The 22,088-nt window shown below is 64.4% G+C and carries 22 protein-coding genes; 19 read left to right on the top strand and 3 right to left on the bottom strand.

The window, feature by feature from the left end:
• The 17 genes from AB5I84_RS09360 (at window position 1) to AB5I84_RS09280 (ending at window position 16,709) form a co-directional block, all read left to right on the top strand.
• A complete protein-coding gene (locus tag AB5I84_RS09360) occupies window positions 1–444 on the top strand; it encodes a MaoC family dehydratase N-terminal domain-containing protein (protein WP_369455589.1) in 444 nt (147 codons plus the stop codon).
• A 14-nt stretch (window positions 445–458) separates the two neighbouring features.
• The gene (locus AB5I84_RS09355) at window positions 459–878 is read left to right on the top strand and encodes a MaoC family dehydratase (RefSeq protein WP_369455588.1); all 420 of its coding nucleotides are present in this window, start codon (window positions 459–461) and stop codon (window positions 876–878) included.
• 29 nt (window positions 879–907) lie between these two features.
• The gene (locus AB5I84_RS09350) at window positions 908–1,729 is read left to right on the top strand and encodes an SDR family NAD(P)-dependent oxidoreductase (protein WP_369455587.1); all 822 of its coding nucleotides are present in this window, start codon (window positions 908–910) and stop codon (window positions 1,727–1,729) included.
• A 13-nt stretch (window positions 1,730–1,742) separates the two neighbouring features.
• A complete protein-coding gene (locus AB5I84_RS09345; RefSeq protein WP_369455586.1) occupies window positions 1,743–2,906 on the top strand; it encodes an acyl-CoA dehydrogenase family protein in 1,164 nt (387 codons plus the stop codon).
• 38 nt (window positions 2,907–2,944) lie between these two features.
• Complete coding sequence (locus AB5I84_RS09340; protein WP_369455585.1) at window positions 2,945–4,630, top strand: long-chain-fatty-acid--CoA ligase; 1,686 nt, start codon at window positions 2,945–2,947, stop codon at window positions 4,628–4,630.
• A gap of 22 nt (window positions 4,631–4,652) precedes the next feature.
• The gene (locus AB5I84_RS09335) at window positions 4,653–5,651 is read left to right on the top strand and encodes a Bug family tripartite tricarboxylate transporter substrate binding protein (protein ID WP_369455584.1); all 999 of its coding nucleotides are present in this window, start codon (window positions 4,653–4,655) and stop codon (window positions 5,649–5,651) included.
• Window positions 5,652–5,656: 5 nt separating this feature from the next.
• Window positions 5,657–6,469: an SDR family oxidoreductase gene (locus AB5I84_RS09330; RefSeq protein ID WP_369455583.1), complete on the top strand. Its 813-nt coding sequence runs from the start codon at window positions 5,657–5,659 to the stop codon at window positions 6,467–6,469.
• Between the two features lie 3 nt (window positions 6,470–6,472).
• Window positions 6,473–7,273, top strand: coding sequence for an enoyl-CoA hydratase/isomerase family protein (locus tag AB5I84_RS09325; RefSeq protein WP_369455582.1), 801 nt, complete (start codon window positions 6,473–6,475; stop codon window positions 7,271–7,273).
• 1 nt (window position 7,274) lies between these two features.
• Window positions 7,275–8,186: an SDR family NAD(P)-dependent oxidoreductase gene (locus tag AB5I84_RS09320; RefSeq protein ID WP_369455581.1), complete on the top strand. Its 912-nt coding sequence runs from the start codon at window positions 7,275–7,277 to the stop codon at window positions 8,184–8,186.
• Window positions 8,187–8,196: 10 nt separating this feature from the next.
• A complete protein-coding gene (locus tag AB5I84_RS09315; protein WP_369455580.1) occupies window positions 8,197–8,571 on the top strand; it encodes a Zn-ribbon domain-containing OB-fold protein in 375 nt (124 codons plus the stop codon).
• Window positions 8,572–8,584: 13 nt separating this feature from the next.
• Window positions 8,585–9,760, top strand: coding sequence for a thiolase family protein (locus tag AB5I84_RS09310; protein WP_369455579.1), 1,176 nt, complete (start codon window positions 8,585–8,587; stop codon window positions 9,758–9,760).
• Between the two features lie 37 nt (window positions 9,761–9,797).
• Window positions 9,798–10,952, top strand: a complete 1,155-nt coding sequence (locus AB5I84_RS09305; RefSeq protein ID WP_369455578.1) for an acyl-CoA dehydrogenase family protein — start codon at window positions 9,798–9,800, stop codon at window positions 10,950–10,952.
• Window positions 10,953–11,249: 297 nt separating this feature from the next.
• On the top strand, window positions 11,250–12,218 hold the full coding sequence (locus AB5I84_RS09300) for a Bug family tripartite tricarboxylate transporter substrate binding protein (RefSeq protein ID WP_369455577.1): 969 nt from the start codon (window positions 11,250–11,252) through the stop codon (window positions 12,216–12,218).
• Window positions 12,219–12,337: 119 nt separating this feature from the next.
• Window positions 12,338–13,315: a Bug family tripartite tricarboxylate transporter substrate binding protein gene (locus tag AB5I84_RS09295; protein ID WP_369455576.1), complete on the top strand. Its 978-nt coding sequence runs from the start codon at window positions 12,338–12,340 to the stop codon at window positions 13,313–13,315.
• Between the two features lie 15 nt (window positions 13,316–13,330).
• On the top strand, window positions 13,331–14,902 hold the full coding sequence (locus tag AB5I84_RS09290; protein WP_369455575.1) for a long-chain-fatty-acid--CoA ligase: 1,572 nt from the start codon (window positions 13,331–13,333) through the stop codon (window positions 14,900–14,902).
• Window positions 14,903–14,926: 24 nt separating this feature from the next.
• The gene (locus AB5I84_RS09285) at window positions 14,927–15,343 is read left to right on the top strand and encodes a PaaI family thioesterase (RefSeq protein WP_369455574.1); all 417 of its coding nucleotides are present in this window, start codon (window positions 14,927–14,929) and stop codon (window positions 15,341–15,343) included.
• 148 nt (window positions 15,344–15,491) lie between these two features.
• Window positions 15,492–16,709: a DcaP family trimeric outer membrane transporter gene (locus tag AB5I84_RS09280; RefSeq protein ID WP_369455573.1), complete on the top strand. Its 1,218-nt coding sequence runs from the start codon at window positions 15,492–15,494 to the stop codon at window positions 16,707–16,709.
• Between the two features lie 82 nt (window positions 16,710–16,791).
• Here AB5I84_RS09280 and AB5I84_RS09275 read toward each other — a convergent pair whose 3' ends face one another.
• On the bottom strand, window positions 16,792–17,433 hold the full coding sequence (locus AB5I84_RS09275; RefSeq protein WP_369455572.1) for a TetR/AcrR family transcriptional regulator: 642 nt from the start codon (window positions 17,431–17,433) through the stop codon (window positions 16,792–16,794).
• 150 nt (window positions 17,434–17,583) lie between these two features.
• On the opposite strand from AB5I84_RS09275, the gene AB5I84_RS09270 reads away from it, so the two are divergent.
• Together AB5I84_RS09270 and AB5I84_RS09265 are read left to right on the top strand one after the other, a co-directional pair.
• Window positions 17,584–19,056: a flavin-containing monooxygenase gene (locus AB5I84_RS09270; RefSeq protein ID WP_369455571.1), complete on the top strand. Its 1,473-nt coding sequence runs from the start codon at window positions 17,584–17,586 to the stop codon at window positions 19,054–19,056.
• A gap of 71 nt (window positions 19,057–19,127) precedes the next feature.
• On the top strand, window positions 19,128–19,361 hold the full coding sequence (locus AB5I84_RS09265) for a YheU family protein (protein ID WP_369455570.1): 234 nt from the start codon (window positions 19,128–19,130) through the stop codon (window positions 19,359–19,361).
• Between the two features lie 277 nt (window positions 19,362–19,638).
• Here the strand turns inward: AB5I84_RS09265 and mnmC are convergent, their stop codons facing one another.
• Both mnmC and AB5I84_RS09255 read right to left on the bottom strand, forming a co-directional pair.
• A complete protein-coding gene (gene mnmC, locus AB5I84_RS09260; protein WP_369455569.1) occupies window positions 19,639–21,501 on the bottom strand; it encodes a bifunctional tRNA (5-methylaminomethyl-2-thiouridine)(34)-methyltransferase MnmC2/FAD-dependent 5-carboxymethylaminomethyl-2-thiouridine(34) oxidoreductase MnmC1 in 1,863 nt (620 codons plus the stop codon).
• Window positions 21,494–22,069: a hypothetical protein gene (locus tag AB5I84_RS09255; protein ID WP_369455568.1), complete on the bottom strand. Its 576-nt coding sequence runs from the start codon at window positions 22,067–22,069 to the stop codon at window positions 21,494–21,496. Before AB5I84_RS09255 ends, mnmC begins: the two co-directional genes overlap by 8 nt.
• Window positions 22,070–22,088 lie beyond the last annotated feature (19 nt).

Here is a 22,088-nt window from a genome sequence, read left to right as displayed (position 1 = left end):
ATGATCGATACCCGTTTTATCGGCACGGAGCTGCCGTCGTTTAGCGTGGATGTGGAAGCCGGTCGGCTGCGCTTTTTCGCCAAAGCCACCGGCAACGCTGACCCGATTTACGTTGACCGCGAGGCGGCGCGTGCCGCCGGCTACAGCGATATCCCGATTCCGCCGACCTTCCTGTTTTGCTTGGAAATGGAATCCCCGCAGCCGAGCGCCATGCGTGAGCTGCTGAACATTGATATCGGCAAGGTGCTGCACGGTGAACAGCAGTTCATCTACCACCGGCCAGTGTGTGTCGGTGATCGCATTACGTTTGCGCCGCGCATTTCCGACATTTACGCCAAAAAGGGTGGCGCGCTGGAGTTTGTAGTGCGCCAAACCCGGGTGACCAACCAGCACGACCAGCTGGTGGCCGAACTCAACTGCGTCACCGTCGTGCGCAACAGCTGACCGGAGCCGATCCCATGACTGCTTCCTTGTCTCAAGCCCGGGTCGGCGACGCGCTGCCGGTGCTGACCACCACCCCCATCAGCCGCCTCGATCTGGCGCTGTATTGCGGCGCTTCCGGCGACCACAACCCGATTCACGTGGACCTGGATTTTGCCCGCGCGGCGGGCCAGGACGATGTGTTCGCCCACGGCATGCTGTCGATGGCCTACCTCGGTCGGTTGCTGACCGGCTGGGCACCGCAGCACCAGCTGCGCCGCTTTGACGTGCGTTTTGTGTCGATCACCCATATCGGCGATGCCATCAGCTGCCAAGGGGAAGTGACCGCGGTGGAACAGGTGGACGGCGAAACGCGGGTGCGGGTGGCGCTCACCAGCGCCAATCAGCACGGCGACATCAAACTCAAGGGCGAGGCCGAATTCGGCCTGCCGAACTGAATCGATACCCACTTGGGGAGTAGCACAACATGAGCAAACTGACTGGCAAAGTCGCCATCGTATCCGGCTCCGGCCGCGGCATCGGCCGTGAAATCGCCCTGAAACTGGCCAGCGAAGGCGCGGCGGTGGTGGTCAACGACCTCGATGCAGCACCGGCCAATGAAACCGTGGCCGACATCATTGCCGCCGGCGGCCGCGCCGTGGCCTGCGTTGGCAGCGTCACCGAAGACGGTTTTGCCGAGCGCTTTGTTAATACCGCAGTGGAGCAGCTTGGCGGGCTCGACATCATCGTCAACAACGCCGGTTACACCTGGGACAACGTGATCCAGAAAATGACCGACGAGCAGTGGCACGCCATTATCGATGTGCACTTGACCGCGCCGTTCAAAATCCTGCGCGCCGCCTCCGAGTTCATCCGCAAAGCGGCCAAAGAAGAAGCTGAGCGCGGTGAAGAAGTGTTCCGCAAGGTGGTGAATATTTCGTCCACCTCCGGCGTGCTTGGCAACGCTGGCCAAGCCAACTATTCGTCTGCCAAGGCCGGCATCGTCGGCATGACCAAGGCGCTTGCGAAAGAGTGGGGCCGCTACAAAGTGAACGTCAACGCGGTGGCGTTTGCGCTGATCAACACCCGCCTGACCCAGCCCACCGAAGAAGAAACCACGGTCGACATCGAAGGCCGCGCGATCCGCGTCGGTGTACGCAGTGCCAACCTGAAAGCGGCCGAGTCCACCATTCCGCTGGGCCGTGCCGGCACGCCGCAGGAAGCGGCCGGTTCGGTCTATCTGCTGTGCATCCCGGAATCCAACTACATCAGCGGCCAGTCACTGATCTGTGGCGGCGGCCGGCCATAAGCGGGCGATGACCATGAGCCAAGAGACCCCGCTGTGGATGGACCAGGATCTGACCATCTTCCGCGACAGTGCGCGCAAGATCTTCGAGCAGGAATTTGCGCCGCGTGAAATGGACTGGATCCGCCAAGGGCACAGCGACCGCAGTGTCTGGAACGAGCTGGGCGCACACGGTTTGCTGTGCGCCAGCATTCCGGTGGAGTACGGCGGCGCCGGTGGCAGCTTTGCCTACGACGCGGTGATCTGTGCCGAGCAGGCGCGTGCCCAGGTGGGCAGCTTCAGCCTCAACGTGCACAGCGCCATTGTGGCCCACTACATCCTCAATCACGGTACCGAAGCGCAGAAGCTGCGCTGGCTGCCGCGCATGGCCAGCGGCGAGATGGTCGCCGCCATCGCCATGAGTGAGCCGGGCGCCGGATCCGATCTGCAAGCGATCCGCACCAGTGCCCGCCGCGACGGCGACAGCTATGTGATCAACGGTGCCAAGACCTTCATCACCAACGGATTGCACGCCGATCTGGTGTGCGTGGTGGCCCGTACCAACCCGGCGATCCCGGGTGCCAAGGGGCTGTCACTGCTGATGGTGGAGACCGCCGACTGCGCCGGGTTCCGGCGCGGGCGGCTACTAGAGAAGATCGGCCAGCGCGGCCAAGACACCGCCGAGTTGTTCTTCGATGAGGTGCGCACCCCAGCGGCCTACTTGCTCGGTGGCGAGGAAGGGCGCGGCTTCGTGCAGCTGATGAAAGAGCTGCCGCGTGAGCGGCTGCTGATCGCCATCGGCGCCACGGCGATGATGGAGCGGGCGGTGGCCGACACCTACGACTACGCCGACCAGCGCAAGGTGTTCGGGCAGCGTCTGATGGACCTGCAGAACACCCGCTTCAAGCTGGCCGAGTGCCATACCAAAGCAGCGGTGGCACGGCGCTTTGTCGACGACTGCATCCAGCGCGCATTGGCCGGTACGCTCGATGTGCCCACGGCCTCGATGGCGAAGTGGTGGGTCACCGAAACCAACTGCCAGGTGATCGACGAATGCCTGCAGCTGCACGGCGGTTACGGCTACATGATGGAGTACCCGATCGCGCGCCTGTACACCGACGCCCGTGTCGGCCGCATCTATGGGGGCGCCAACGAGATCATGAAAGAGCTGGTGGCGCGCTCGCTGGAGCAACCGCGCTGAGTCCTGCTAGCGGACTGTGATAACAACAAGGAGTGGCCATGAGCACTGCCCATCACCCTTTCTGGCCCAAGGGCATGCCGTCAACACTGACGCTGCCGGACGTGACCTTGTGGGACAACCTCGCCACCGCTGCCGCCCGTTACCCGGAGCGGCCGGCGGTGGTGTTCTACGGCGCCAGCCTGAGCTATGCGCGGCTCGCGCGCGAGGCCGATCTGCTGGCCGGTTACCTGCAATATCACTGCGGTGTCACGCGTGGTGAGCGGGTAATCCTGCTGAGCCAGAACTGCCCGCAATTCTTCATCGCCTACTACGCGATAGTGCGGTTGGGGGCGGTGGTGGTGCCGGTTAATGCCATGAGCACCAGCCAAGAGCTGGCCTACTTTGTGGAAGACAGCGGCGCCCGTGTCGGCCTGCTGGCCCAGGAAATGTACGAGCGCGCACGGCCGCTGCTAGACGACGGTCGTCTCGCGCACCTGGTGGTGCACACCTACAGCGACTACGCCGGCCGGCCACTGAGCGCTGAAGTGCCCGGCTGGGTGGCGCTGCCACGCCAGCCGATCAACGACCCGTCAGTGACCTTCCTTGCCGACGCGCTGGCTGCGGGGCGTCCGGCGGTGCCGGAGCGGTTTGGCCCGGAGCAGATGAGCATCCTGCCGTACACCTCTGGCACCACCGGTCATCCCAAAGGGTGCGTGCACACCCACCGCTCGGTGATGGCCGCAGTGGCCGGTTCTGCAGTGTGGCGCGGACTGCATTCGGAGTCGGTGTTCTTCAGTGTGGCGCCGCTGTTTCACCTGCTGGGCATGCAGAACGGCATGAACCTGCCGGTGTTCCTCGGTGCCACCGTGATCATGCTGCCGCGCTGGGATGAAAGCCTGGCGGCGGCACTGATCGAGCGCTACCGCGTCAGCATGTGGTCAGCGACGCCGGCGATGCTGGTGGACTTCTTCTCCAATCCGGTGGTGCGCGAACGGGATCTGTCGAGCCTGACGCTGCTGGCTGGCGGCGGCGCGGCAATGCCGGAAGCGATCTCGAAAATGCTGCGCGAGCAGTACCAGATTGATTTCAACGAAGCCTACGGGCTGACCGAAACCGCGGCCTTCTTGCACGCCAATCCGGTGCAGCGCGGCAAGCCGCAATGCCTCGGCATGCCCACCTTCGGCGTCGAATCACGGGTGATCGACCCGGACACGCTGGAAGAGCTGCCGCCCGGCGAAGTGGGCGAGCTGATCACCTGCGGCGAGCAAGTGATGGTCGGTTACTGGAACAACCCCACTGCCAACGAGGAGTCGTTCCTCATCCGTGACGGCAAGCGCTTTTTCCGCACCGGCGACTTGGTCTCGGTGGATGAGGAGGGCTACTTCTTCATGCGCGACCGGCTCAAGCGAATGATCAGCGTGTCCGGGTACAAGGTATGGCCGGCGGAAGTGGAAAGCCTGTTTTACCACCACCCGCAGGTGCAGGAAGCCTGCATTGTCAGCGTGCCTGATCGGCGCAGCGGCGAGGCGGTGAAAGCGGTGCTGGTGATGAAACCCGGCGCCACCCATGACGAAGCCGACATCATCGCTTGGGCGCGCAGCAAGATGGCGGTTTACAAGGCGCCGCGCTTTGTCGAATTCCGCAGCAGCCTGCCGCGCTCGGCCACCGGCAAGATCCAGTGGCGTGAAGTGCAGGATGAACAGCAACTCACCCATGTCGCCGAAGCCGGAGTGTCCGGCGACTGATTACCCGCTGAGAGAGAGGACCATGATGACAACAACAACCTCCCCATCGAACCTGATCCGCCGCGCGCTGCGGCGCGCGTTGCTGGCCGTCGCGGTACTTGGCGTGGCCACTGGCGCCCAGGGTGCTTACCCCGATAAACCCGTGCGTCTGGTGGTGCCGTACCCAGCCGGCGGCGGCGCCGACACCATCGCCCGCACGCTCGGCAAGGAACTGTCGGAGCGCTGGCAGCGGCCGGTGATCATCGACAACCGCCCCGGTGCCAGCGGCATCACCGGCGGCAACGCAGTAGCGCGCGCCAAGCCGGACGGACTGACGCTGTTGCTGGGTATTACGGCGATGGCGCAGCTGCCGGCGCTGTACGCCAACCTGCCGTTCGATGTGCGCAAGGACTTCGAGCCGATTTCCGAGATTGCCCGCTCGCAGGACTTCCTCGTGGTGCCGAATCGCTTTGGCATTAGCAGCCTAGAGCAGTTTCTGGCGCGCATGAAAGCTGAGCCGGGTGAGCACAGTTATGGCTCCTATGGCACCGGCACCTCATCGCACATCCACGGCGAAATGCTGCGTAAGCAAGCCGGCTTGGATTTGGTGCATGTGCCGTACCGCGGCGCCGCGCCGCTGATCACCGATGTGCTCGGTGAGCGACTGACGCTGGGCGTGGTCGACACCGGCTCGGTGCGCTCGCACCTCAACACTGGCCGCTTTGAAGTGCTGGCGGTGACGGGGGCCGAACGCTCGCCGCTGTTGCCGGAAACGCCGACGCTGACTGAACTTGGTTACCGCGATTACGAGCCTTACGGCTGGTACGCGCTGTTCGCCCCGGCCGGGGTGCCGACTGCCATTCTTGATGAACTGTCGGAAGCGGTGCAGACCATCGTCGCGCAGGACAACGTGCAAGACATCCTTCACGGCCTCGGGCTGCGTCCGGTGGGCAACAGCCGCAGCGAGTTCGCCAAGATCTATGACGCCGACGTCGGCACCTGGACGCGGGTGATCGAAGACACCGGCATTCGGCTGGAGTGACGGTGATGGAACTGGACTTCAGCCAACGCAACGTCTTCATCGCCGGCGGTAGTAGCGGCATCAATCTCGGCATTGCCCATGCGTTTGCGGCCCGTGGCGCGCGCGTGGCGCTGCTCAGCCGCTCGGCGGAAAAGCTCGGTGTGGCGGCCACTGAACTGGCCCGCTATGGCGGAGAGGTGCTGGCACTGCCGGCGGATGTGCGCGATGTGGACAGCGTGCGCGCGGCGTTGGCCGAAGCCCACCGCCACTGGGGCCCGATCGACGTGCTGGTGTCCGGCGCGGCGGGAAATTTCCTCGCGCCGGCCACCGGCATGTCAGAAAACGGTTTTCGCACCGTGATCGAAATCGACCTGATGGGCACCTTCCATGTGCTGCGCAACGCCTATGGCTTCCTGCGCAAGCCGGGCGCCTCGGTGATCAATATTTCCGCCTCTCAAGCGTTCAACCCGACGCTGTTCCAAGCCCATGTGTGCGCCGCCAAGGCCGGTGTCGACATGCTTACCCAGGTGCTGGCGATGGAGTGGGGGCCGGAAGGCATCCGCGTCAACTCCATCGTGCCTGGCCCGATCGCTGACACCGAAGGCATGCGCCGACTGGCGCCGGAGCCGGAGGCGTTGGCGGCGGTGGTCGATCAGGTGCCGCTGCGACGTCTCGGCACCGTGGAAGACGTCGGCCACATGGCGCTGGTGCTGTCGTCGCCGTTGGCGTCCTACGTCACCGGCACGGTGGTGAAAGTGGATGGCGGCAACGCTCTGCGTGGCAGCCGCGACTACCGCGAGGCGGTGCAATCCCCTGTATCTCTGGCCAAGGAGTCCTGAACGATGGACCCGGTATTGCTTGATCTGCACGACGGCGTGGCCCGCGTGACCTTCAACCGGCCGCAGCGCCGCAACGCGCTCAACTTGGCGATGCGCGAGCGCATGGCCGAGGTGGTGCAGGAGCTGCGCCGTAATGATGACATCCGCGCGGTGGTGCTGACCGGCGCCGGCGGGGCGTTCTGCTCCGGTGGCGATCTGGAAGGCATCCTCGGTGCCGAACTGGACAACGACGGCTGGCGCACTCGTATGCGCGGCCTGCACCACTGGCTGAAAGACCTGATGACGCTGGAAAAGCCGGTCATCGCCGCGGTCGACGGCGCCGCCTATGGTGCCGGTTTCAGCCTCGCGTTGGTGGCCGATGTGATCCTCGCCACGCCGCGGGCGCGGTTTTCGATGTCGTTCCTGAAAGTGGGCGCGGTGCCGGACCTGGCGGCGCTCTACAGCCTGCCGCGTGCGGTGGGCCCGCGCTTGGCGCGCGAGTTGATGCTGTCCACCCAAGAGCTGGACGCCGAACGTGCCCACGCCTTGGGCATCGTCAGTGAAGTGGTGGCTAGCGAGCAGTTGCTGGCGCGTGCGCAGCAGATTGCTCACAGCTTCACCGGCGCTTCAGCGCTGGCAGTGGGATTGGTGAAGACGCTCACCGCGCGCGCCATCAACAGTGACTTGGACAGCATGCTCGACGCCGAAGCCGCCGCCCAAGCGCTGGTGTTTGGCTGCGATTACCACCGCCAGGCCATCGACCGATTCCTCACCAAACAGCCGCCGCTGTTTGTGTGGCCCCAAGCTTCTGAACAGGACGCATGACATGACTGCAATGCTGGAAGGAAAAGTAGTAGTGGTGACCGGTGCCGGCGGCGGCATCGGCCGAGAAATTGCGCTGCTGGCGGCGCGTCAGGGCGCGCGCGTGGTGGTCAATGACATCGGCGCTTCGCTCAGCGGCGAAGGGCTGGATGCCGGGCCAGCGCAGGCGGTGGTCAACGAAATTCGCGGCTTCGGTGGCGAGGCGGTGGCCAACACCGACAGCGTGTCGGAAGCGGCCAGCGCCCAGCGTATTGTCGGCGCCGCCATGGACCACTTTGGCCGCATCGACGGCGTGGTGAACAACGCCGGCATTCTGCGCGATCGCATCTTCCACAAAATGTCGGAGCCGGAGTGGGATGCAGTGATCAAGGTGCACCTGTACGGCGCCTACTACATCAGCCGCGCGGCCGCCACGCACATGAAAGAGCAGGGCAGCGGCGCCTTTGTGCACATGACCAGCACCTCCGGCCTGATCGGCAACTTCGGTCAAGCCAACTATTCGGCGGCCAAGCTGGGTATTGCCGCGCTGTCGAAATCCATCGCGCTGGACATGCAGCGTTTTAACGTGCGTTCCAACTGCATCGCGCCATTCGCCTGGAGCCGCATGACCGGCTCGGTGCCGGCGGACACCCCGGAAGAAAAAGCACGGTTGGCGCGGTTCCAGCAAATGACCCCGGACAAAGTCGCACCGCTGGCGGTGACGCTGCTGGGCGACCAGGCCGACACCAGTGGCCAGATCTTTGCGGTGCGCAACAACGAAATCGTGCTGATGAGCCAGCCGCGGCCGGTGCGCAGCGTGCACCAGAGCGACGGCTGGACCCCGGAGCGGGTGCTGGAGCATGCGCTGCCGGCGCTGCGCGCGTCCTACCACCCGCTGGATCGGTCCGGCGACGTGTTCTGCTGGGACCCGGTGTAAGGAGCCTGTCATGAGCGAAATGCAAAGCGGCGTGCAGCAGGCGTGGCAAGCGCGTCTGGACGCCGGTGAATTCGTCATCCAGCGCTGCGGCGGCTGCCAGCAGCATGTGTTCTACCCGCGTGGGCTGTGCCCGCACTGCGGCGCTGATCAACTGGCGTTCGTGACGCCGGCCGGCAGCGGCACCGTGTATGCCACCACAGTGGTGCGCCGCAAGGCGGAGCTGGGCGGTGACTACAACGTGGTGTTGGTGGATCTGGACGAAGGCGTGCGGCTGATGAGCCGAGTGGAAGGTGTGGCGCCGGACGCAGTCGCCATCGGCCTGCGAGTGCAGGCGCGGGTGGCGCGCGAGCAAGATCGCGGCCTGTTGTTGTTCGATCCCCTGTGAGCCGGAGCTGACCATGACTGATCTCAATTCCCTACGCGGCCAGGTGGCGATTGCCGGCGCCGCGACCTTCGGCTGCGGCGTAGTGCCGGGCTATACCGACATGGAACTGCTGGTGGGCGCCGCCCAGCGTGCAGTGGCCGATGCCGGTCTGACCATGCAAGACATCGACGGTCTGTGCACCGCCAGCGTCACCGCCACGATGTGGCCGATGGTGGTGGTGGAGCACCTTGGCATCCGCCCGACCTTCATCGACGGCACCATGCTCGGCGGCTCCAGCTTCATTGCCCATTTGCTGCCGGCGATGCAGGCGCTGATGTCGGGCCAGTGCAACGCGGTGCTGGTGTGCTACGGCAGCGCTCAGCGCTCCGCCACCTTTAACCGGCGCGACATCGTGGCCAGCCGCAAGCTGCTGGATCCGCAGCCCTACGAACATCCTTACGAGCCGATGCTGCCGCCCAGCGCCTACGCGCTGGCGGCCAATCGTCACATGCATGAGTTCGGCACCGAGCGCCGTCAGTTGGCGGAAGTGGCGGTGGCGGCGCGCCAATGGGCGCAGCGCAACCCGACTGCATTCGAGCGCGGTCCGCTGTCGATCGACGACGTGCTCAATGCGCGCATGGTGTCCGACCCGCTGACGGTGCGTGACTGCTGCCTGGTCACCGATGGTGGCGGTGCCTATGTGCTGGTACGCGGTGACCGTGCCCGCGATCTGCGCCAGCCGCCGGTGTACGTGCTCGGTAACGCCACCGCCTGCTGGAACCGGCAGATTTCCTCGATGGCCGACCTCACCGTCACCGCCGCCCAAGAATCCGGCGCGCGCGCGTTCGCCATGGCCGGGCTGACGCCGGCGGACGTGGATGTGGTGGAGCTGTACGACGCCTTCACCATCAACACCTTGCTGTTCCTCGAAGACCTCGGTTTCTGCGCCAAAGGCGAGGGCGGTGCCTTTGTCGAGGGCGGCGCTATTGCGCCCGGCGGGCGCTTGCCGGTGAACACCAACGGCGGCGGCCTGTCCTGGGGCCACCCCGGCATGTACGGCATTTTTGCCTTGATCGAAGCGGTGGAACAGCTGCGCGGCCAGTGCGGCGAGCGTCAAGTGAGCGGTGCCCAGGTGGCGCTGGCACACGGCAACGGCGGCACGCTGTCGAGCCAGTCCACCGCCATTCTTGGCACCGCTGCCACCCTGTAATTGCCGGCCCCGCCGGGCGGGGCCGTGGAGAGACGACATGATCCGTGACCAAGAAATGATGAATGCCTTCCTCGATACCGTGTCCAGTTTCGTGCGCGAACAGCTGGTACCGAACGAGGAATTGGTGGCTGAGACCGATGAAATCCCTGAGCACATCGTGCAGGCGATGCGCGACATGGGGCTGTTTGGGCTGACCATTCCGGAACAATACGGCGGTCTTGGGCTGACCATGGAAGAAGAAAGCCGGGTGATGTTCGAGCTGGGTAAAACCTCACCGGCGTTTCGTTCCATCATCGGCACTACCGTGGGTATCGGCTCCCAAGGCATCCTGATGGACGGCACCGACGAGCAGAAACAGCGCTATCTGCCGCAGTTGGCTACCGGTGAAAAAATGGCCTCGTTCGCGCTTACCGAGCCGGAATCCGGTTCCGACGCTGCCTCGCTGCGTACCACCGCCCTCCGCGATGGTGACCACTATGTGGTCAATGGCACCAAGCGTTTCATCACCAATGCGCCCCATGCCGGGCTGTTCACCTTGATGGCACGCACCGATCCGGCGGTGAAGGGCGCCGGCGGTATTTCCTCGTTCATCGTTGACGCCGGCACGCCGGGCATCTCGTTCGGCAAACGTGACAAGAAAATGGGCCAGCGCGGCGCTCATACCTGCGATGTGATTTTCGAAAATTGCCGAGTGCCGGCCGCCAACCTGATTGGTCTGAAAGAAGGCCAAGGTTTCAAGACCGCCATGAAGGTGCTCGACAAGGGCCGCATTCACATCGCCGCCATCTGTGTCGGCGTGGCCGAGCGCATGCTGCAGGATGCACTGGAGTACGCGGTGGAGCGCCAGCAGTTCGGCCAGCGCATCGCTGACTTCCAGCTAGTGCAGGGCATGTTGGCCGACAGCAAGGCCGAGCTGTACGCCTCCAAGTGCATGGTGCTCGACGCCGCGCAACGACGTGACAACGGCGAGAATATTTCCACTGAAGCGGCCTGCGCCAAGATGTACGCCTCGGAAATGTGCGGCCGCGTGGCAGACCGCGCGGTGCAGATCTTCGGCGGCGCCGGTTACATGGCCGAATACGGCATTGAGCGTTTCTACCGAGACGTACGTTTGTTCCGCATCTACGAAGGCACCACCCAGGTGCAGCAGATGATCATTGCTCGCAACATGGTGCGCGCCCTGGGCGCCTGATGCGCTGTGCAGGTTGCGGGGGCGCCGGCAAACCGCCCCCGCAGCCGCTCTCCGCCGCCGTGTGAACGGCGGTTTTTTTTGCCTGTAAAACGGGTAGTGCGGTGTCACTGTGGCGCCGGGTGTTACCGATCTCTACGCTGTCAGCGTGCCCGTTTGGCGGAACCGCCAAAAGTGGTCGTCAGCATGGATTTGGCCAACCGGTGGTGACCAGTCCGGCCATTGAGAGCACCGTGCCGGGATTCCACTATCGGAGACATCATAAAAACAACCGCGAGATGGAAAATGATGACGCGATTCATGAAGAGCTTTTCGGCACTGCTGGTAATGGCCGCAGCGCTGCTTCAGGTCTCCACGGCGGGAGCTGATTACCCCACTAAGACCATCCGCATGGTGGTGCCGTTTGCCGCCGGTGGCACCGTCGATGCCTTGGCACGGATTGTCAGTGAAGGGCTGTCACGGGAGCTGGGGCGTCCGGTGATCGTTGAGAACCGCGCCGGCGCCGGCGGCAACATCGGCGCCGAAGCGGTGATGCGCGCCCGCGCCGACGGCCATACGCTGCTGTTCGGCTTCACGCCAATGGTGCAGATCCCGCATATGTTCGAAAAACCACCGTTTGACGCCGAGCAGGACTTCACCGCCATTGCCCAGCTGGTAACCGGCGTCGGCCTGATGGTGGTCAATGCCGACAGCGGCATCGAGAACATCGAGCAACTGGTTGAACTGGTGCGCAGTGAGCCAGGCAAACACAGCTACGGCAGCTTCGGCATCGGTTCTTCCGCCCACCTCTATGGCCTCGCGCTGGCCGAGAAGAACAACCTCGACATGGCGCACATTGCCTACCGCGGTGAATCACCGTCCATCACGGACCTACTGGCGGGCCAAGTGACGGCGGTGATTGCCGGCATCTCCGGCAACACTATGCCGCACATCCGGGCCGGCAAACTGGTGCCGGTGGCGGTGACTGGCCCGCGCCGTTCGCCGGTGCTGCCGGACGTGCCGACCTTCAAGGAGCTGGGTTATGTCGACATCGACACCCGAGGCTGGATCGGCATTCTCGGCCCCAAAGGCATGGATATCGCGGTGCGTGATCGGGTGGCCGAAGCCGCACTGAAAGTGGTGCAGGAGCCGGACGTTCGCCAGCGCATTGACAACATCATGATGATCATGGACCCGCTTGGTCCGGAAGAATTTGGCGCCATCATCAGCAACGACAACCGCATGTGGCGCGAGATCATCAAGAAAGCAAACATCAGCGTTGAAGGCTGAAATATTCAGAAATAGTGCGCGCTAATCGCCAATGATTAATGAAAAAAAAGGCCATTGAGCGCGCCCCCTTCATCTTTGAAGATGAAGCCATAACACATAACAACAACAGCGAGAACGCCATGAAACGATACCTCGCCACGGCAGCAACGCTGCTGGCATTGGGCCTTGGGGCCTTGGCCCCAGCCAGCTGGGCTGACGACAACTGGCCGCGCAAATCAGTGCGCCTAGTGGTGCCGTTCCCCGCCGGGGGTGCCACCGATTCACTGGCCCGAGTGCTGGCTGAATTCATGCACCGCGAACTGGGCAAGCCGGTGATCGTCGACAACCGCGCTGGCGCCGGCGGCAACATTGGCGCTGAAGTGGTCGCCCGTGCTCCCGCCGATGGCCACATGCTGATGCTGACCATCACCAACATCGTGCAAACCCCGCAGATGCTGAGCCGTCAGCCGTTTGACCCGATCAAGGATTTCACCCCTATCGCGCAGTTGGTGACCACGCCACTGGTGATGGTGGTGCGCGCGGAAAGCGGCATCACCACCCCGGCAGAGTTGGTGGAATACATCCGCAATGATCCCAGCCACGCCAGCTACGGCAGCTATGGCGCCGGCTCCTCCGGGCACCTGTACGGCTATGCCTTTGCCAAACAGACCGGACTCGATATTCCCCATGTGGCCTACCGCGGCGAAGCGCCGTCGGTGTCGGACTTGCTCGGCGGCCAGGTGACGGCGGTGATCATGTCTGGCGTCGGTGCCGCACCCCACGTGCGTGCTGGCCGCATGAATGCGCTGGCGATGACCGGCACCTACCGCATGCCGGCGCTGCCAGACGTGCCCACTTTCAAAGAGCTGGGCTACGAACGCATGGATAACAAAGGCTGGTTTGGGCTATTCGGCCCGGCTGGCATGGACCCGGCGCTGCAACAACGGCTGTCGGACTTGATGCTGCGCGCCCTGAAAGATCCAGAGGTGATGCAGCGGGTGGAAAACCTGTCGCTGGTCATCGACCCGGTGCCGGCGAGTGACTTTGCAAAGGTGGTGGCCAGTGATTACAGCAAATGGGGCACCGTTATCCGTGAAGCTGGCATCCGTCTCGACTGAAGGAAGAGCGTAACCATGTATCTGACTCAAGGATTGCACCGTGCGGTGCAGCAGTGCCCGGAGCGCATCGCCACCATCGAAGGTGACGAGCGCTGGAGTTACCGCCAGCTGGCCGAGCGGGTGGCACGTCTGGCTGCCGCCATGCGGCGCGCTGGCGTGGAAGATGGTGATCGGGTGGCGTTGTTGTCGCTGAACTCCAACTTCTGCATGGAGTTCTTCCTGGCCGCCTGGTGGGCTGGGGCCGTGGCGGTGCCGGTGAACACCCGCTGGGCGCCGGTGGAAATGAGCTTCGGCATCAACGACGTGGGCGCCTCGCTGCTGTTTGTCGAGCGCACTTTCCTGTCGGCGGCGCCGTACCTGAAACAAGAGTGCCCGAGCTTGAACGGCAACATCGTGGTGGTGGGCGAGGGCGACAGCCAAGGCTTTACCTCCTACGCGCAGTTCATTGACGGCGTGGCACCCATCGAAGATCGCTTGCGCAGTGGCGACGATCTCGCCTGCATCGTGTTCTCCGGCGGCACCACTGGCACACCCAAAGGGGTGATGCTGTCGCACATGAACATGTGGTCGTCGCAGATTGCCGGCCGCGCCGAAAACGCGCCGCTGCCGCTGGTGATCACGCTGATGGCGCCGCCGCTGTTCCACACCGCCGCGCTCGGCAAGCTGGTGGCGCAGGTGATGCTGGGTGGCACCTCGGTGATGATGCCGGCGTTTGATGTCGGCGAACTGATCCGCTTGATCCAGCAGGAAAACGTCAACGACGTGATGTGGGTGCCGAGCATGGTGCAGATGCTGCTCGACCATCCGGACGCAGTGGGCGCGGATTTCTCCTGCCTCAAACGCATCACCTACGGCGCGGCGCCGATGCCGCTGGCGCTGCTGGAACGGGCGCAGAAAGTGTTCACCGAAGCCGAGTTCATCCAAGCCTACGGCATGACCGAAACGGCGCCGGTGATCTCCATGAACAACTGGGAAAACCACCTGCCGGCCGCCTGGGCCTCCGGCCGCATCCGCTCCGCCGGCAAGGCCACCATGGCCACCCAGGTGCGCATCGTCGATGAACATGACCAAGAGCTGCCGCGCGGCCAAGTGGGCGAAATTATCGTGCGCGGCCCCAACGTGATGCTCGGCTACTGGGGCCGGCCGGAAGAAACCGCGGAAACCCTGCGCGGCGGCTGGATGCACACCGGCGACGGCGGCTACATGGATGACGATGGCTACATTTACGTGGTCGATCGCATCAAGGACATGATCGTGTCCGGTGGCGAGAACGTGTACTCGGCCGAGATCGAGAACGTGCTGATGCGCCACCCGGCGGTATCGCAATGCGCGGTGATCGGCATTCCCTGCACCAAATGGGGCGAAGCCGTGCATGCGGTGGTGGTCCTGCATCCCGGCAGTGAGGCCGATGAAGCGTTGCTGCAACAGCACTGCCGCGACAGTCTGGCCGGCTACAAGGTGCCGAAGTCGGTGGAATTCCTTAAAGAGCTGCCATATTCCGGCCCCGGCAAGGTGCTCAAGTTTGTGCTGCGGCAGAAATATTGGGATCAGCCGCAAACCGCTGCCGATCAACAGCAATCGGTCTGATTGGCGCCGACTGGAGAGTGTCCCATGGTCTGGACCACCGCGGATGAAGTGCAATGGAACCTCAGCAATCCGTTCCGCCAGTTCCTCGGCGTGCAAGTGGGCGGCATCGAGGACGGTGAAGCGGAGATCCTGCTGCCGGTGGGGCCGCAGCTATTGCAGGCCTATGGCGTGGTGCACGGCGGGGTTTACTGCACCCTGATCGACACCGTGCTCGGCACTGCGGTGCGGGCGGCGGCCGGGTATGACGCGCGCCCGGCCACGCTGGATCTCAACGTCAGTTTCTTGCGTGCTGCCGGCCCCGGCCAGTTACGGGCCTGCGCACGCATCATCAAACCCGGCCGCCGCGTGATGGTCGGCCTGGGGGAGGTCTACGATGCCGACGGTCATCAAGTCGCGGTGGGGCGCGGCTCCTTCATGGTCGGCGCTGCACCGCCTGACTGACTGAATTTTCCTGATTTTGAACAGCTTTCCACTGCCGGCATCACCCGGCAGCGGGTTCGCTCGGCCTGCGTTTCGGCGCAGGCGTACTCCGGCCGCGGCTTTGCGGCGGCGGCCAAGTCTCTTACAACAACATGGTTGGACCAGAATAATGAAAACACCTGCCACCACTCTGAGTTTGAGCATTGCCCTGGCGCTGGCTGCGCCGCTGGCCCACGGCGCGGTGGATATCGAACAGCGCCTGGCGGAATTGGAAGCGGAACTGGCGGAAATGAAAGCCGACAGCGCCGACAACGTGCGCCGCAACCCGGCCGGCGGTTTCGTCGTCGGCAATACTACGCTGCGCTTTTCCGGCTACATGAAAGGCGACGTGTCGGTGTCGGATCGCGGTTATCAAGGCGGTAAGGCCTGGGAAGTGGTCACCGCTGCCGGCGTCAAGAGCACCGATAAAGACCTCGGCTACCGCACCACACTGTCGGCGCGGCAGAGCCAGTTCGCGTTTTCCACCAGCACCCCGGTGGGCGAGAACACCTTCCGCACCTTCGTGTCGGTGGACTTTTACGGTGAAGACACCAAGGCCAACGAGTTGGTCTCGAACAGCTACGCCCCGCGTCTGCGTGAAGCTTACGGCAGTTACGGCCGGCTGTTGGTGGGCCAGACCTGGTCGACCTTCACTGACCTGATGGGGGTGGGTGAACTGGTGGGCTTCGGCCAGCACGCCAGCGTCAACTTCGTGCGTCAGGCGATGGTGCGCTACACCCATCCGTTCGACGGCGGCAAGCTGGAACTGGCGATGGAAAACCCGGAAGACACCGGCGCCGGCAACCAAGACGTGCCCGACTTGATCGCGCGGCTGAGCTTCAACGGCAACTGGGGCTATGTGTCGGCGGCCGCAGCGGTGCGCCGCATGGCGCTGGATAATGCCACCGGCCGCGACTATCAGTGGACCGACGCCTACAGCCTGACCGCGCGCATCCCAACCGTGGGCAAGGACGACATTCGCCTGCAAGTGAACTACGGCAACGTCGGCCGCTACATGGGCCTGCGCAGCTTCCCCGATGCGGTGGTGGAGCAGGGCGGCACCAGCATTCACGGGGTCGATGCCTGGGGCTACTCGGCCATCTACCGCCACTTCTGGACCGAAAAACTGCGCAGTTCGCTGGCCTGGTCCGACAGCGCCATCCGCGAACGCGGCCGCTATGCCGCTACCGCCAATGCGCGCTACAGCACCGCGTCACTGAACCTGCTGTACTCGCCGATCCGTCCGCTGACCTACGGCATCGAACTGCAACGCTACGACTTGGAAGAAGTGGGCGGCACCAAGCACGAACTGAACCGGGTGCAGTTCTCGGCCTGGTACCACTTCTGATCTGATTACGGGCTCTGGCCCAGACTTTCCTGGTGACTCACCCCTCTTCGGAGGGGTTTTTTTTGCGTTGCGGCGACCGGGATCAGTGGCTCAAGTGCTGGTTGACCGCCTGCACTATGGTATGGGCGGCGTCCACCACTTGGTCGAGCGGGTCTTGGTAACCGTTCATCAACCAACGTGCGGCGATATATACCAGGGCGCCGAGAATGCCGGCCGACAACTGGATGCGCGGCGCCGGCAGGGTACCGGCGGCGGGATAAAGCTCGCCCCATAACTGATCGAGCAGCGCGGTGAAGTCTTCCATCACCTTCTGGTACAGCGCGTCCACTTCGGCGCTGACACCGAGGATCTCCACCATCATGATGCGCGCCGCTTCCGGGTGCTCGGCCAGGTAACTGAAATAGGCGTGTAGCGCATTGCGGCTGCGTTGTTCTGCATCGGCGCCGGGCTGGCTCAGTAGGGCTTCCGCCAGCGTTTGGCTGACCTGTTCGATGGCTTGGGTGTAGACCGCTCCCAACAAGGCTTCGCTGTTGGCAAAGGATTCGTAGAAGTAGCGTTCGGTAAGCCCCGCCTGCTGGCAAACGGCGCGCACGGTGGTGGCGCGAAATCCCTGCTGGCCGATGACTTGGGTGCCGGCTTCCAGCAGCTGTTGGCGCCGCTGAGCGCGGCGCTGCTCAATACTGATGCCGCGATAAGCGCGGGCTTTGGGAGCGGGTGTCGTCATGCCGGCGATTGTGACAGCTGCCATTGTCAGACGTAAAGGGTGGCCGTGATGACCACCGCCGGTGGTCAGTGCGGCAACCCCGGCAGCATTGACATGAAGTGTTGTCAGAAAATAGATTGACAACCTCTGTTGTCAGATCGAGTGAAGACCATGCAAGCAGCTCCCCACGCGCTTACCCCCGACGTCGACGTCGCCATTCTCGGTACCGGTTTTGCCGGGCTTGGCATGGCCATCAAACTCAAGCAGGAGGGCGGTCAGCGCTTCGTGTTGCTGGAGCGCGCTGATGAAGTCGGTGGCACCTGGCGCGACAACCACTATCCGGGCGCTGCCTGTGATGTGCCATCGCACCTGTACTCGCTGTCCTACGCGCCGAACACCGAATGGTCGCGCAAGTACCCGTCGCAGCCGGAGCTGTACCAGTACCTGCGCCAGCTGGCTAACGACTACGGCTTGTACCCGCACATCCGTTTCGGCGCCGAGCTGGAGCAGGCCGAGTTCGACGAAACCAACAACCTGTGGCGGGTGCGCACCAGCAACGGTGAAGTCACCGCCCGCTCGCTGGTGATGGGCAGCGGTGGCTTGGCCGAACCGCGTTGGCCGGACATTCCCGGCGTTGACCGATTTAAGGGCGAGCGTTTCCATTCCTCGCGCTGGGATCACAGCATCGATCTGACCGGCAAGCGTGTGGCGGTGGTCGGCTCGGCCGCGTCGGCGATCCAGCTGGTGCCGCAAATCGTTGATAAAGCCGCCACGTTGTCGGTGTTCCAACGCACGCCGAACTGGATCATTCCGCGCGGTGATCGCGCTTACCGTGCCACCGAGAAAGCATTGTTCCGACGCCTACCACTGGCGCGCCAATTGCACCGCGCCGCCATCTATTGGGGCCACGAGGCGCGGGTGATGGGCATGGTGATCAACCCGAAATTGATGACGGTGTTCCAGAAAGTGGCGGAACTGCATATCCGCCGCCAAGTGAAGGACCCGGCGCTGCGCAAGCAGGTGACCCCGGACTACACCATCGGTTGCCGCCGGGTGCTGATCTCCAACGACTGGTACCCGGCATTGCAGCGCGACAACGCCGAGCTGGTAACGGATGGCATCGCCGAGATCACCGAAACCGGCATCCGCACCGAAGACGGCCAGCTGCGTGAAGTGGATGTAATCATCTTCGCCACCGGTTTCTACGCCACCGAAAACCCCATTGCCGGGTTGGTGCATGGCCGTCACGGCGACACGCTGGCCAGCCACTGGCAAGACGGCGAGCAAGCCTACTTGGGCACCACCGTCAGCGGTTTCCCCAACTTGTTCATGCTGGTCGGCCCCAACACCGGCCTCGGTCACACCTCCATGGTGTTCATGATCGAGGCGCAGGTAGAGATGGTGATGAAGCTGTTGGCGCTGCGTAACCAAGCCGGCGCTGAAACGTTGGAAGTGAAGGCGGAAGTGCAGGATCGCTACAACGATAAATTGCAGAAACGTCTGGCCGGTTCGGTGTGGGCCACCGGCTGCACCAGTTGGTACCAGCACCGCAGCGGCAAGATTACTGCGCTGTGGCCGGGCTTCACCTTTGAGTTCTGGCTGCGCACCCGCAAGGTGGATCAGGACGCTTATCGCCTCGGCTGACGGCGCCCGGGCACACCGCTCGCCGGTGTGCCCGCCGCCGCCTATACTCCAGCGCTGCGCTGGAGGCCCGCATGCAAATCCCCTGGAATCAGATTCCCGCCGACACTCTCGGCAACTTGCTGGAAGAATTCGTTACCCGTGACGGCACCGATTACGGCGCCGAGGAAGTGCCGCTGACCACGCGTGTGGCGCAGGTGCGCCGCCAATTGGAGCGCGGCGAAGCGGTGATCTGGTTTGATGACGCCACGGAAAGCGTGTCGGTATTTTCCCGCCGCGAGCTGATCGAGCGCGGACTGCTGGACTGACGTCCGGCCTGCGGTTGGCGCTGGAGGGTGGTGGCGCTGGTGGTGGTCTGGCTTAGTCGTCTGTTTCTGTTTCTGCGTCACCGTCCCCCCATTGCCTCCCTCGCTGGCGCGGTAGAGCCGTCGGCGGCTCGGCCGACCTTGCAACGCCTCTGTCGGCGTTACACACGCCAGTCCCCAGCATCACTGCTGTCGTATCACCAGCGGCACTGTTGTGCCTAGCGCGCACGGTAACCGCTCAAACCCAAGCTACGCGTAGACCGGAGACGGTCAGCAGAGCTCATCCCTCGTCAGCGCGCCGCTGCTGGCGCAGCAGGAACCGCACCGGGGCCAACGCGGCAACGATGGCGCGGTCGCTGGGCAGCGGCGCGCCACTCATTTGCGCCACCAGCAGATCAGCGGCCAACGGCGTGCCAGACAGGCCACGGCTGCCGTGGGCGACGTTGAGGAACAGACCGGGCTGCGGCGCCAGCGTGTCGGGATGCGGCACCGGGCCCACCAGCGGCAGGAAGTCGCTGCTTTGGCAGCGGAACGCCACCCGCTGGCCGGCCACCACGATCTGCTCGCCGCCTAATTGCTGCCAAGCATCCGGCAGGTGCTGCTGCAGCGCGGCCAGGTTACGGGCGTCATCGTCGGGGGTGGGCTGGGCGTCGTGGCGGTGCAGGTCGAAGGTGGCACCGACGCAATGCAGGCCGTCCAGCGCGGGAGTCAGGTAGCTGCTGTGGCAAACCGCGTCGGTCCAGTCGCTGCTGGCGGCGGTGGCGCGGCACAGTGTGGTCTGGCCGCGAATTTCCCGCAGCGGCAGCCAGTCCAACCCGACCAGCTGGCGTGCAGCGGCGGCCGTGGCAATCACCACTTGATCGAACTCATGGCAGCCGTGGTCGCTGTGCAGCGCCCAACGGCCGTCGGCGCGGGCATCGATGGCGTGGACGCTGCACTGCTGCAGCTCGATAGCGGCATGAGCCAACAGCTGCCGGCACCAGGCCGGTGGATGGATCACCGCGCCGTGCGGCAGCCACAGGCTGTGTGCCGGCCATGGCGGCGGTGCGGCGCCCAGTAGCGTATCTGGCCAGCGACCGGAGGCCAGCGCCTCGGCGTGCTTGCGGGCGTGGCGGGCATCCGGCGCCAGTTGGTAGACACCGCAGCGGCGACCGTCGCCAGGCTGACGCGGAAAGTCGTGGCGCTGCAACCAGCTCAGGGCGTGCAAATAGCTGCTTTGATAAAAGCGGTTTTGGGCGGTCGGGTGGGCGCTGGGGGTGGTGTAGAGCAGGCCAGCGTGGTTGCCGGAGGCTTGGGATGCCACGCCCACCGCTTCCAGCACCGTTACTTGGTAGCCGGCTTCGGCCAGCGCGCGGGCGCTGGTGGCGCCGGCCAGCCCGGCACCGATCACCGCCACCCGTCCCTGCGGCCGTGGGCGCGGCTGCCAGAGTCCGCTGGCGTGGCCGACCAGCATTTCGCGCTTGCGGCCGAAGCCGGGCACCCGAGTCGTGGCAAAGCCGGCCTCGATCAAGCCCCGGCGCACGAAGCCGGCGGCGGTGAAGGTGGCCAAGCTGGCGCCCGGCGCACTCAGGCGTTGCAACTGGGCGAACAGGGCCGCGCTCCACATGTCCGGATTGCGTGCCGGTGCAAAGCCGTCGAGAAACCAAGCGTCGACCTCGGCATCCAGCTCTGACAGCCGCTGGCAGGCATCGCCGAGCAGCAGTGTGACGCGGATGCGCGGGTGCAGCGTCAACACATGGAAACCACTGGTGAGCGCCGGGTACACCGCCTGTAATGCAGCCGCCAATTCGGCAAATTGCGGCCAGTGGTGGTGGGCGGCGACCAAGTCTTGCGGCCGCAGCGGGAAGGCTTCCGTGGAAATGAAATGCAGCTCGGCCTCGGCCGGCGCGGTGGCCAAAAACAGTGCTGCGGCGCTGAGCAGGTTGAGGCCGGTGCCAAAGCCGGTTTCCGCGATCACGAAGCGCTCGCGCCGCAGCGCGGCAAAGCGCTGCGGCAGCTGATTGCCGTCGAGAAACACATGGCGGGTTTCCGCCACGCCGTGGTCGCGGGAAAAATACGGATCGTCAAATGCCGGTGCCAATGGCGTGCCCTGTTCCCAACTCAGGGTAGCGGGGCGGATTGGGGCGTGGGGATCGTCATGCATCGGTGCTGGCGCTCCCGGCCAAGCTGTCGATCAGTGCCCACAGCAATGGCGCCAGCCCGTCGCGGTCCAAGTCGCTGCTATAGACGCGCACGAACAATCCATTCTGAGCGCTCACCAACAGCCACAGCTGGCCCGGCTCGGCTGCCACCATACCGGAGAACAGCGGGAACGGCCGCTGCGGCAGCTGTTCGATCTGCTCCTGCTGCCACGGCAGTGGCCGCGGCCAGATCGCCGGCAGGCGAGCGGCCATCAACGCCCGCTGCTGGCCATAGAAGGAGGCCACTGCTCGTTGCGGCGTCATCAACTCCCAGCCGCCGGGGAAGCCCTGCACCGCCACCTGCACTTGCCAGCCATCGCTGTGACGGTAGTGCAGCAGCCGCTGGTCGCTGCTGACCACATCGCCGTCCAAGCGCCAGCGTCCCAGCTGCTCCGGGGCCGGCAGCGCCGCCAGATCCACCGCTGCCGCCGGCAGCAGCACCGCTGGGGTCTCAGGGCGTGTGGTCAGCGACTGCGGCTGGCAGGCGCCCAGTAGCAGCGTGCTCAGCAGCAGCAAGGGCAGCAGGGGCATGGGCGTCTCCAAATGTGGC

Source organism: Alcanivorax sp. REN37, from assembly GCF_041102775.1.
Lineage (GTDB): Bacteria > Pseudomonadota > Gammaproteobacteria > Pseudomonadales > Alcanivoracaceae > Isoalcanivorax > Isoalcanivorax beigongshangi.
Note: the sequence above shows the minus strand (reverse complement) of the source record. Positions and strands in the feature narration are given on the sequence as shown.